Raw genomic sequence first — 12,406 nt, forward strand, 5'->3', positions numbered from 1 at the left:
GAAAGGGAGCAAACCGACGCCACGCGATTCCCTTCCGCCCCGCGCCCTATTCACTGAACGTCTTCACCATCGCTTCCGCCGCCTGGCGCAGGTCCGGCACGAACGTCATCAGCTGGTCCATCGACATGCGCGCCAGCGGCACCTGCACGGCAATCGCCGCGCAGGCACGGTTGCGGTCACGCATCACCGGCACCGCGACCGCAATCATCCCTTCCAGGTTTTCCTGGTTATTGATGCCCAGGCGCCGCCGCCGCGTCTCGGACAACTCCGTGTGCAGCGCCTCGGCATTGGTGATGGTGTGCGCGGAGTGCGCGCGCAACGGCAGGCTGGCCACCAGGCGCTCGCGCTGCGCACTGGGCAGGAACGCCAGCAACAGCTTGCCGCTGGCGCTGCAGTGCAGCGGCACCCGCGACCCCGGTTGCAGGTGCATGCGCAGCGGCCATTGCGTTTCCACCCGGTCCAGGTACACCACGTCGTCGCCCGACAGCATGGTCAGGTTGCAGGTCTCCCCGACCTTGTCGACCAGCTGCTGAAGGATCGCGTGCCGCGCGGCTGCGGGCCCGGCCTGCATCAGCACATTGACGGCGAGCTGGCGCACGCGCGACGAACACTCGTAATGGCGGTTGCCGGCCGTGCGCGACACCAACCAGGTGCTTTCCAGCTGCTTGAGAAGGCGGTGCACGGTCTGCTTGGGCAGCCCGATGGCCTGCACGATGGCCGACAGCGACATGGGTGCATCGGCTGCGGACAGGATCTCGAGGATGCGGAAAGCGCGCACCGCGGCGGCGTTCGAATGATTGCTCATGGATTGAATTTAGAAGATTCCGGGACGCCTGCGCGTCCCGAAAACTGATAACTCCGTCGCACGCCCGCTGCGCGCTTGCGAAAGCGCACAAATTGGGACTGACTGTCCGGCCAGCTTCACTAGATTCGATGCGGGGCCGGCCAAACCTGCTACTCACCGCGACGCACCGCAGCGCACCTGCCGCGAAGTGCACGACACAGCAGCCGCAACGGCCCCACCCGTCCAAACTGCGGAGTCGATCCATGAGTGTGCAATTACTGCATCCCCGGCAGTCCAGCAATTCCGATTTGCCCCTACCGCAGGCCTCCCTGCCCGACCATGCAGCCGAAGCCGTCACAGCGGTCGTGGCCAGGGCGCGGCAAGCGCAGCGCGAGTTCGCGCGTGCCGACCAGGCCACTGTCGACACAGCCGTCGCCGCCGCGGCGTGGGCCATCATGGAACCCACGCGCAACCGCGCGCTGGCAGAGCGTGCCGTAGCCGACACCGGGCTCGGCAACGTCGACGACAAGCTGCGCAAGAACCACCGCAAGACGCTGGGGCTGCTGCGCGACCTGCATGGCCGCAAGACCGTGGGCGTGATCGCGCAGGATGCCGCGTCGGGCATCACGGAAATCGCGCGGCCGGTAGGCGTGGTCGCGGCCATCACGCCGTCGACCAATCCCGCGGCCACGCCCGCCAACAAGATCATCAACGCGCTCAAGTGCGGCAACAGCGTGGTCGTGGCGCCATCGCCCAAGGGCCAGGGCACGTGCGAGCTGCTGCTGTCGTTCATCCATGCCGAGTTTGCCCGCGCCGGCCTGCCCGCCGACCTCGTGCAGATGCTGCCGGCACCGGTCTCCAAGGCCGCCACCGCGGCGCTGATGCGCCAGGCCGACCTGGTGGTCGCGACCGGCTCGCAGGCCAACGTGCGCATGGCCTACACCTGCGGCACACCGGCCTTCGGCGTCGGCGCCGGCAACGTGGCCTCGGTCATCGACGCGAGCGCCGCGCCGGCCGACGCCGCGGCCAGGATCGTGCGTTCCAAGACTTTCGACAACGCCACCAGTTGCTCGTCGGAGAACAGCCTGGTCGTGCTCGACGCCATCTACAAACCCATGCTCGAAGCACTTGCCGCAGTCGGCGGCGTGTTGCTCACGGCCACGGAAAAGGCACGGCTGCAGGCGCTGATGTGGCGCGACGGCAAGCTGGCCGGCAGCTTCACCGGGCAGAGCGCGACGCGCATTGCCGAACTCGCCGGGCTGGAGCGCGTGCGCGCGCTCCAGCCAACCATGTTGCTGGTCGAGGAAACCGGAGTCGGCCGCGACTATCCCTTCTCCGGCGAAAAGCTCTCGCCCGTGCTGACGCTCTACCGGGCTGCCGACTTTGCCGCGGCAGTCGCAGGCGTGGCGCGCCTCTATGCCTATATGGGCGCCGGGCATTCGGTCGGCCTGCATTCATCCAATCCGCGCCAGGCCCTGCAGCTGGGACAGGACTTGCCTGTCGCGCGCGTGATCGTCAACCAGGCCCACTGCTTCGCCACCGGCGGCAATTTCGACAACGGCCTGCCGTTCTCGCTGTCGATGGGCTGCGGCACCTGGGGCGGCAACAGCTTCTCGGACAACCTCGGCTGGCGCCAGTACCTCAACATCACCCGCATCGCCGTGCCGATTGCCGAGCGCGTGCCCGATGAAGCCGAGCTGCTGGGCGACTACTTCGCGAGGGTCGGCAAATGAACGCGCGCACCGATCCCCAAGTCGACACCCTGGCCGGGCTGCTGGCCACGCGTGCCGCGCAATGGCCCGACAAGCCGTACCTGTTGTCCCCGGACAGCGGCAACGTACTCACCTTCGGCGCGCTCGCTGCCGACGCCGACACGCTGCGCCGCCGCTATGCGGCAACCGGCCTCGCCAGCGGCCAGACGGTGTCGGTGTACCTGCCCAACGGCGAGCAGACCGCGCGGCTGCTGCTCGGCACCATGGCCTGCGGGCTGGTCGTCAACCCGCTCAACCTGCTATGCCAGCCGGCCCAGCTGCGCTACATCCTCGCGCATTCGGACACGCGGCTGGTGTTCACCTGGCCCGACGGTGAAGCCACCATCCGCGCGGCGCTGTGCGAAGCCGGGCTGGACGTGCCGGTGGTCGTCACCGCGCCGGACGGCGACAGCCTGCCACCATTGCCCGCCATGCGCGAAACGGCAGCGCCGCTGTCGCCACCACAGCCCCATGCCCCGGCGCTGCTGATGTACACGTCCGGCACCACCGGCACGCCCAAGGGCGTGCTGCTCACCCAGCACAACCTGGTGACCAACGGCGCCAACGTCAGCCGCGAGCACTGCCTCGGCCCGGACGACCGCGTGCTGGCAACGCTGCCGCTGTACCACATCAACGGCCTGGTCGTGACGGCGATCGCGCCCCTGGTGCACGGCGGGTCGGTGGTGATGCCGATACGCTTCTCCGCCAGCGGCTTCTGGAAGGACATTGCGCGCCATGGCTGCACCTGGCTCAACGTGGTGCCGACCATCATCGCCTACCTGCTGAACGATCCGGATGGCCAGGCGCCCGGCGGCGTGCGCTTCTGCCGCTCGGCCTCCGCCGCGCTGCCGCCCGAGCACCACCTCGCCTTCGAGGCGCGCTTCGGCATCGGCGTGATCGAGACCATGGGCATGACCGAGACCGCCGCGCCGGCCTTCAGCAATCCGCTCGATCCGCGGCGGCGGCGCATCGGCAGCATCGGCCGGCCCTCCGGCACGCGCGCGCGCGTGCTCGGGCGCGACGGCAAGCCGCTGCCCGACGGCCAGGTCGGCGAGATCGTGCTCCAGGGCGAAAACGTAATGGCGGGCTACTACAAGGCGCCGGAGATCACGCGCGAGAGCTTCACCGCCGATGGCTGGCTGCGCACCGGCGACCTCGGCTACCGCGATGCCGACGGCTACTTCTACATCACCGGCCGTGCCAAGGAACTGATCATCAAGGGCGGCGAGAACATCGCCCCGCGCGAGATCGACGAGGCCTTGCTGCGCCACCCGGCCGTGCTCGAAGCCGCGGCAGTAGGCATACCGGATCCCGCTTACGGGCAGGAGATCGTCGCCTACGTGGTGATGCGCGAGGCCGTGCCCTGCGATGACGCGGCGCTGCGCGCGCACTGCCTGCGCGAGCTGGGCCGCTACAAGACGCCAAAGGAGTTCCGCTTTATCGCCGAGCTGCCGCGCGGCCCGTCGGGCAAGGTGCAGCGGCTCAGGCTGCTGGACCACGCCTGAGCGCCCCGCCTGCTTTTCCACAACCCTCGCCAAGGAGCCTGCCGACCCATACCCACATACCCACCCAGCCAGGAGACACGACTCAAGACCAGACAGATTGCTCTAGGACGGGGCAGCGCGGCCAACGCCGCGCCCCCGGCGAGCCGAAGGCGCATGGCTATGGACCAGCGCCGGCCGCCCGCCCCGTTATCGCCACGCGCACTCACCGCGCAAAGGAGGTGGTATGAAGCAACGCATCAAGACCCGGCACATGATCCTGGGCGTCATGTGCCTGATGTATTTCATCGCCTATATCGACCGCGTCAACATCTCGGTCGCCGCCCCGCTGATCCGTGAGGAAATGGGGCTGACTTCGTCGCAGCTGGGGCTGGTGTTCTCGGCCTTTGCCTATCCCTATGCCGCCATGCAGATCCTCGGCGGCTGGATGTCGGACAAGTTCGGGCCCAAGAAGGTGCTGATCGCGCTGTCGCTGATCTGGGGCGTGGCCACGGTGCTGACCGGCTTCGCCGGCAGCGTGCTGATGCTGGTGGTGCTGCGCTTTGCGCTCGGCATCGGCGAAGGCGGCGCATTCCCGACCGCGACGCGCGCCTTCACCTACTGGATGCCGGTGGCCGAGCGCGGCTTCGCGCAGGGCATCACGCACAGCTTCGCGCGGCTGGGCGGCGCGATCACGCCGCCGGTGGTGCTGGCCATCGTCGCAGCCGCGGGCTGGCGCGAAGCGTTTATCGTGCTCGGTGCGGTCAGCCTGGGCTGGACCCTGCTCTACGCCTTCGTGTTCAAGGATACGCCCGACCAGCACAGCCGCGTGAGCGCGCAGGAACTGCAGGAAATCGGCTACCGGCGCGGCGAATGCCAGCAGGCGGCGAAGGCGGCCACGCCCTGGCGGCGGCTGTTCCGGCGCATGTGGCTGGTGACCTTCGTCGACTTCTGCTACGGCTGGTCGCTATGGGTCTACCTGACCTGGCTGCCGTCGTACCTGAAGGAAGCGCGCGGCTTCGACCTGAAGCAGCTGGCGCTGTTCACGGCGCTGCCGCTGATGGCGGGCGTGGTTGGCGACACCCTTGGCGGCGTGCTGTCCGACCGCATCTTCCGGCGCACCGGCAACCTGCGGCTGGCGCGCGGCTCGATCCTGTTCCTGGGGCTGGCCGGCTCGCTGATGTTCATCGTGCCGATGACATCCACGGCCGATGCCGTCAACGCCGTGATCCTGCTGTCGCTGTCGTTCTTCTTCCTGGAGCTGACCAATGCCGTGCTGTGGAGCCTGCCGCTGGACATCGCGGGCAAGTACGCCGGCACCGCGGGCGGCATGATGAACACCGGCTTCGGCCTGGCCGGCATGGTGTCGCCGGTGGTGTTCGGCTACCTGATCGAGCGCACCGGCAGCTATGACCTGCCCTTTATGATCTCGGCGGTGCTGCTGGGCGTCGGCGCGCTGGCTTCGCTGTTTATCAACCCGCTGCGGACGGTGGACAGCCCCGAGCAGAAGGCCAGCGAGGTGCGCCATGCCCTGCCCTAAAGTAAGCCGAGGCGCAACCCGAGGAGCCTGAACGCGGTGCGCCTGCCCGCGAAGCCGGACCCGGTCAGTCGATCGCGTCCAGCTTCGCCACCGACAGCGCCAGCCACTTGGCGCCGTGGCGCTTGAACTTGATATTGGCGCGCGCATCGGCGCCCTCGCCCTCCAGCGCGGTGATCACGCCTTCGCCGAACTTGTTGTGGAACACCGACTGACCCACGCGGAAGCCGGTGCCGGCCTCGCGCTTGGCATCGGCATACCCGTTGCCATTGTCCATGCCGCCGGTCGGGCGCGTGCCGGTGTAGGGCACGTCTTCGGGCTTGCGGTACCAGTCCTTGCCCCACGCGCTGTCCCGTTCCTGCTTGCGCACGCCGCCGTAGCTCTGCGCCGGCGGCGTGAGCCATTTGAGCGAGGCCTCGGGCAGTTCCTCGAAGAAGCGCGAGCGCACGTGGTAGCGCGTCTGGCCGTGCAGCATGCGGCTTTGCGCGAACGACAGGAACAGTCGCTGGCGCGCGCGCGTGATTGCCACGTACATCAGCCGCCGTTCTTCCTCCAGGCCGTCCGGGTCCATCATGCTGTTCTCGTGCGGGAACAGTCCTTCCTCCAGCCCGGTGATAAAGACCACGTCGAACTCCAGCCCCTTGGCCGCGTGCACGGTCATCATCTGCACCGCGTCCTGGCCGGCCTGGGCCTGGTTGTCGCCGGCCTCCAGCGAGGCATGCGTCAGGAACGCGACCAGCGGCGTCATCACCACCGGCAGCGCCTCGGGATCCAGCACCTGTTGCGACTGGTCGCCTTCGGCCAGCGCCGGAGTCGGCGCGGCGCGGTCCACCGGGATCGCGGCGGCCAGCGCATCCAGCCCGTAGCCCTCCTCGACCACGAAGGCCTGCGCCGCGGTCACCAGTTCCTGCAAGTTCTCGATACGGTCCTGGCCCTCCTTCTCGCCCTGGTAGTGGGTGATCAGGCCACTGGTGTTGATCACGTACTCGACGGTTTCCGCCAGCGTCATGCGCCGGGTCTCGTCGCGCATCCGCTCGATCAGCCGCGTGAACGCCGCTAGCTTGCTGCCGGCGGCGCCGGGCACGTAGGCCACCGCCTCGGCCAGCGCGCAGTCGTACTGGCGCGCCATGTCCTGCAGCACTTCAAGCGAGCGCGCGCCGATGCCGCGCGCCGGGAAATTGACCACGCGGCCAAAGGCGGCATCGTTGCGCGGATTCTCCAGCAGCTGCATGTAAGCCAGCGCGTGCTTGATCTCGGCGCGCTCGAAGAAGCGCAGGCCGCCGTACACGCGGTATGGGATGCCCGCGGAGAACAGCGCATGCTCGATCACGCGCGACTGCGCGTTGCTGCGGTACAGGATCGCAATCTCGGCGCGGCTGGCGCCCTGCGCGATCTGGTCACGGATTTCGTCGATGATCCAGGCGGCCTCCTGGCCGTCCGAGCCGCCATGGAACACCCGCACCAGCTCGCCATGGCCGGCGTCGGTGCGCAGGTTCTTGCCCAGGCGGCGCGCGTTGTGCGAAATCAGGTGGTTGGCCGAATCCAGGATATGCCCGTGCGAGCGGTAGTTCTGCTCCAGCTTGATCATCCTGCGCACACGGAACTCATGCTCGAAGTCGCGCATATTGCCGACGTTGGCACCGCGGAAGGCGTAGATGCTCTGGTCGTCGTCGCCCACCGCAAAGACCGCGGCGGGGTTCTGCGTGCCATGGCCGGCCAGCAGCTTGAGCCACTGGTACTGCAGCACGTTGGTGTCCTGGAACTCGTCGACCAGCACATGGCGGAAGCGGTGCTGGTAGTGCTGGCGGATCGCGTCGTTGTAGCGCAGCAGCTCGTAGCAGCGCAGCAGCAGCTCGGCAAAGTCGACCACGCCCTCGCGCTGGCACTGCGTGTCGTAGGCGGCGTAGAGGTCGACGAAGCGCTTGTTGAAGTCGTCGTTGGCCTCGACATCGGCCGGGCGCAGGCCCTGCTCCTTGGCGTTGTTGATGAAGTACTGCAGGTTCTTGGCCGGGTACTTCTCGTCGTCGACGTTGAGCGACTTCAAGAGCCGCTTTATCGCCGAGAGCTGGTCCTGGCTGTCCAGGATGGCAAAGGTCTGCGGCAGGCCGGCATCGCGAAAATGCGCGCGCAGCAAGCGGTTGCACAGGCCGTGGAAGGTGCCGATCCACATGCCGCGGGTGTTGATCGGCAGCATCGCCGACAGCCGCGTCTGCATTTCCTTAGCGGCCTTGTTGGTAAAGGTCACCGCCAGGATGCCGGCCGGCGAGACATGCCCGTTCTGGATCAGCCAGGCGATGCGCGTGGTCAGCACGCGGGTCTTGCCGCTGCCCGCACCCGCCAGGATCAGCGCCGGCTCGTCAGGCAGGGTCACGGCGGCTAGTTGTTCGGCGTTCAGGTTGGCAAGCAGGTCGGACATCGGAGGGGCCTTGTGGAATGGCGTCGATTATACCGGTCGGCCCTGTCCGATCCGTCACATCCAATGGACGAAAGCCGTCCTGGCCGGAGCCGGGAACCTGCGCCGGCAACCCCTGGCCGGCCGGGCCCGCCGTCCACAAAATAGGCACCGGCCGGCCTGCCCCCGTATAATTTGACGTTTCACTGGCGCAAGGCCGGCCCGCGGGCCGCTGCAGCCTGCGACGCACCCGCCAACATCGATATCCCAGCATGACCGCCCAAGACCAATCGCTTGCCAAGAGCTTCGAACCCGCCGCCATCGAGGCGAAATGGGGCCCTGAGTGGGAGAAGCGCGGCATCGCCAAGCCGACCTTCGACCCTGCCCGCCCGGACTTTGCGATCCAGCTGCCGCCGCCCAATGTGACCGGCACGCTGCACATGGGCCACGCCTTCAACCAGACCATCATGGACGGGCTGACGCGTCACGCGCGCATGGCGGGGGCCAATACGCTGTGGGTGCCGGGCACCGACCACGCCGGCATCGCCACGCAGATCGTGGTGGAGCGCCAGCTTGAAGGCGAAGGGGTGTCGCGCCATGACCTGGGCCGCGAGAAGTTCACCGAGAAGGTCTGGGCCTGGAAGGAAGAGTCGGGCTCGACCATCACCCGCCAGGTGCGGCGCATGGGCGCGTCGATCGACTGGAGCCGCGAGTACTTCACCATGTCGCCGGAGATGTCGCAGGCGGTCACCGAAGTCTTCGTGCGCCTGCACGAGCAGGGCCTGATCTACCGCGGCAAGCGCCTGGTCAACTGGGACCCGGTGCTGGGCACCGCCGTGTCCGACCTGGAAGTCGACAGCGTCGAGGAAGAAGGCTCGCTCTGGCATATCCGCTATCCGCTGGTCGAGGCTGACCCCAAGGGTGGCCTGACCGACCTGACCGTGGCCACTACCCGCCCGGAAACCATGCTGGGCGACGTGGCCGTGATGGTCCACCCGGAAGACGAGCGCTACGCGCACCTGATCGGCAAGTTCGTGCACCTCCCGCTGACCGGCCGCCAGATCCCGGTGATCGCCGACGAATACGTCGACCGCGAATTCGGCACCGGCGTGGTCAAGGTGACCCCGGGCCATGACTTCAACGACTATGCCGTCGGCCAGCGCCACAACCTGCCGCAACTGTCGATCCTGACGCTGGACGCGAAGATCGTCGCCGACGCCCCCGCTGCCTACGCCGGCCTGGACCGCTTCGACGCGCGCCGGGCCATCGTCGAGGACCTGGACAAGCGCGGCCTGCTGGTCGAGGTCAGGAAGCACAAGCTGATGACCCCGCGCAGCGAGCGCACCGGCAGCGCGATCGAGCCGATGCTGACCGACCAGTGGTTCGTCGCGATGAGCAAGCCGGCGCCGGAAGGCACCTTCTACCCCGGCCGCTCGATCGCCGAAGTGGCGCTCGAAGCCGTGCAGAGCGGCGAGATCAAGCTGGTGCCGGAAAACTGGATCAGCACCTACAACCAGTGGCTGGGCAATATCCAGGACTGGTGTATTTCGCGCCAGCTCTGGTGGGGCCACCAGATCCCGGCGTGGTACGACGATGCCGGCAACTGCTTCGTCGCCCGCACCGAAGAGGAAGCTGCCGCCAAGGCCAAGGCGGCCGGCAGCACCGGCGCGTTGCGCCGCGAGGAAGACGTGCTCGACACCTGGTTCTCGTCGGCGCTGGTGCCGTTCTCCTCGCTGGGCTGGCCGGAAGAAACGCCCGAGCTGCAGCACTTCCTGCCGTCGTCGGTGCTGGTCACCGGCTACGACATCATCTTCTTCTGGGTGGCGCGCATGGTCATGATGACCAAGCACTTCACCGGCAAGGTGCCCTTCCATACCGTCTACGTGCACGGCCTGGTGCGCGATTCGGAAGGCAAGAAGATGAGCAAGTCCGAGGGCAACACGCTCGACCCGGTGGACCTGATCGACGGCATCGACCTCGATACGCTGCTGAAGAAGCGCACCACCGGCCTGCGCCGTCCCAAGGACGCGCCCAAGATCGAGAAGAAGACCAAGAAGGAATTCCCCGAGGGCATTCCTGCCTTCGGCGCCGACGCGCTGCGCTTCACCTTCGCGTCGCTGGCCACGCTTGGCCGCAATATCAACTTCGACACCGGCCGCTGCGAGGGCTACCGCAACTTCTGCAACAAGCTGTGGAACGCGACCCGCTTCGTGCTGATGAACACCGAGGGCCATGACTGCGGCATGGGCCCGTGCAACAACGACTGCGGCCCGGACGGCTACCTCGACTTCTCGCAGGCCGACCGCTGGATCGTGTCGTTGCTGCAGCGCGTGGAGGCCGAGGTCGAGAAGGGCTTCGCCGAGTACCGCTTCGACAATGTCGCCAACGCGATCTACAAGTTCGTCTGGGACGAGTACTGCGACTGGTACCTGGAACTGGCCAAGGTGCAGATCCAGAACGGCACCGAGGCCCAGCAGCGCGCCACCCGCCGCACGCTGCTGCGCGTGCTGGAAACGGTGCTGCGCCTGGCGCATCCGATCATCCCGTTCATCACGGAAGAACTGTGGCAGAAGGTTGCGCCGCTGGCCGGCCGCGCCAAGAGCGACGGCTCCGAGACCATCGCACTGCAGCCCTACCCCCTGCCGGCCGTCGCCAAGATCGACGAGCAAGCCGAGCAATGGGTCGCGCGCCTGAAGGAAGTGATCGATGCGTGCCGCAACCTGCGTGGCGAAATGAACATCTCGCCGGCCCAGCGTATTCCGCTCTACGCCGAGGGCGACAGCGCCTTCCTGAAGGCGGCAAGCGCACATATCCAGGCTTTGGCGAAACTTTCTGAGGTTCGGGTCTTCGAAGATGAAGCCTCCCTGCAGACGGAAGGCGCCGGCGCGCCGGTCGCCATCGCCGGAGGCAATCACCTGCTGCTGAAGATCGAGATCGACGTGGCCGCCGAACGGGCGCGCCTGTCGAAGGAAGTCGAGCGCATCGGTGGAGAAATCGGCAAGTGCCGCGCTAAGCTATCCAACGAGAGCTTTGTGGCGAAGGCACCACCCGCCGTGGTGGCGCAAGAGACGCAACGCCTGGCCGATTTCGAGCAGACGCTGGCCAAGCTGCAGGGCCAGCTGCAACGGCTGCCTGCCTGACGGGCAGCCAGGACGCCCCTGCCAGGCCGTGATTCCGTCCGCTTCGTCGGACGGAACCGGACAGACGGCGCCGGCAATGGCTGGCAGGGTTATGAACCAGAATCCGAGAGGTACACAAGATATGGAAAATCGCGTCACCAAGGCCGTCTTCCCGGTTGCGGGACTGGGCACCCGCTTCCTGCCAGCCACCAAGGCCAGCCCGAAAGAAATGCTGCCGGTGGTGGACAAGCCGCTGATCCAGTACGCCGTGGAAGAAGCCATGGCCGCCGGCATTACCGAGATGATCTTCGTCACCGGCCGCTCCAAGCGCGCCATCGAGGACCATTTCGACAAGGCCTTCGAACTGGAAGTGGAGCTCGAGGCCAAAAACAAGCAGGCGCTGCTGGACGTGGTGCGCTCGATCAAGCCCGCCAACGTGGAGTGCTACTACGTGCGCCAGCCCGAGGCACTGGGCCTGGGGCACGCGGTGCTGTGCGCGGCCAAGCTGGTCGGCGATACCCCGTTCGCGATCATGCTGGCCGATGACCTGATCGACGGCAACCCGCCGGTGATGAAGCAGATGGTGGATACCTACAACCACTACAACTGCTCGGTGCTGGGCGTCGAGGAAATCACGCCGGAGCAGAGCCGTTCGTACGGCGTGATCGAGGGCCGCGAGTGGGAACCGGGCGTGATCAAGGTGTCGAACATCATCGAGAAGCCAGCGCCGGAAGACGCGCCGTCCAACCTCGGCGTGGTCGGCCGCTACATCCTGACGCCGCGCATCTTCGACCACCTGCGCGAACTGAAGCCGGGCGCCGGCGGCGAGTTCCAGCTGACCGACGGGATCCAGTCCCTGCTAAGCCAGGAGCAGGTGCTGGCCTATCGCTACCAGGGCCGCCGCTATGACTGCGGCAGCAAGCTGGGCTACCTGAAGGCGACCGTGGAGTTTGCGCTGAAGCACCCGGAAGTCGGCGAGGAGTTTAGTGCGTACCTGGAATCGCGCGAGCACCTGACGGGTCCCGCCTGATCCCGGCGCATTGCGCAGTCAAAGAAAAAGCCGCTTCGAGCGGCTTTTTCTCTCTGGGCAACCCTGCGGCGTGCGGGTCAGCGGCGGCGCATGTAGAACACGAACACCTTGTCGACTTCCGAGTGCGACAGCAGCTCATTGCCAGTCTGCTTGGCAAAGGCCTGGAAATCGCGCGTGGCGCCGGGATCGGTCGCCAGCACTTTGAGCACGTCGCCGCTGGCCATGTCGGCCAGGGCCTTCTTGGTGCGCAGGATCGGCAGCGGGCAGTTCAGGCCGCGCGCATCCACTTCTTTCTGGAACTCCATTCGTCTC

Annotated in this window: 8 protein-coding genes; 5 read left to right on the top strand and 3 right to left on the bottom strand. The window is 67.0% G+C overall.

Annotation, left to right across the window (positions count from 1 at the left end; genetic code table 11):
* Window positions 1-46: 46 nt before the first annotated feature.
* A complete protein-coding gene (locus AC10V3_RS15250) occupies window positions 47-805 on the bottom strand; it encodes an IclR family transcriptional regulator (RefSeq protein ID WP_022536107.1) in 759 nt (252 codons plus the stop codon).
* A 242-nt stretch (window positions 806-1,047) separates the two neighbouring features.
* On the opposite strand from AC10V3_RS15250, the gene sauS reads away from it, so the two are divergent.
* The 3 genes from sauS (at window position 1,048) to AC10V3_RS15265 (ending at window position 5,556) form a co-directional block, all read left to right on the top strand.
* Entirely contained in the window at window positions 1,048-2,517 is a 1,470-nt protein-coding gene (gene sauS, locus AC10V3_RS15255) for an acylating sulfoacetaldehyde dehydrogenase (RefSeq protein WP_022536108.1), read from the top strand.
* Window positions 2,514-4,040, top strand: a complete 1,527-nt coding sequence (locus AC10V3_RS15260; RefSeq protein ID WP_022536109.1) for an acyl--CoA ligase — start codon at window positions 2,514-2,516, stop codon at window positions 4,038-4,040. Before sauS ends, AC10V3_RS15260 begins: the two co-directional genes overlap by 4 nt.
* A 223-nt stretch (window positions 4,041-4,263) precedes the next feature.
* Entirely contained in the window at window positions 4,264-5,556 is a 1,293-nt protein-coding gene (locus tag AC10V3_RS15265; RefSeq protein ID WP_022536110.1) for an MFS transporter, read from the top strand.
* 64 nt (window positions 5,557-5,620) lie between these two features.
* On the opposite strand, the gene AC10V3_RS15270 is transcribed toward AC10V3_RS15265, so the two are convergent.
* Window positions 5,621-7,969: a UvrD-helicase domain-containing protein gene (locus tag AC10V3_RS15270; protein WP_022536111.1), complete on the bottom strand. Its 2,349-nt coding sequence runs from the start codon at window positions 7,967-7,969 to the stop codon at window positions 5,621-5,623.
* Between the two features lie 248 nt (window positions 7,970-8,217).
* Between AC10V3_RS15270 and AC10V3_RS15275 the strand changes: the two genes are divergently transcribed.
* A complete protein-coding gene (locus tag AC10V3_RS15275) occupies window positions 8,218-11,085 on the top strand; it encodes a valine--tRNA ligase (RefSeq protein ID WP_022536112.1) in 2,868 nt (955 codons plus the stop codon).
* Between the two features lie 121 nt (window positions 11,086-11,206).
* Entirely contained in the window at window positions 11,207-12,094 is an 888-nt protein-coding gene (galU, locus tag AC10V3_RS15280) for a UTP--glucose-1-phosphate uridylyltransferase GalU (RefSeq protein ID WP_022536113.1), read from the top strand.
* Window positions 12,095-12,171: 77 nt separating this feature from the next.
* Here galU and AC10V3_RS15285 read toward each other — a convergent pair whose 3' ends face one another.
* Entirely contained in the window at window positions 12,172-12,399 is a 228-nt protein-coding gene (locus AC10V3_RS15285; RefSeq protein WP_010813669.1) for a sulfurtransferase TusA family protein, read from the bottom strand.
* Window positions 12,400-12,406: the final 7 nt, after the last annotated feature.

It is taken from the genome of Cupriavidus sp. PB-02 (assembly GCF_058252315.1).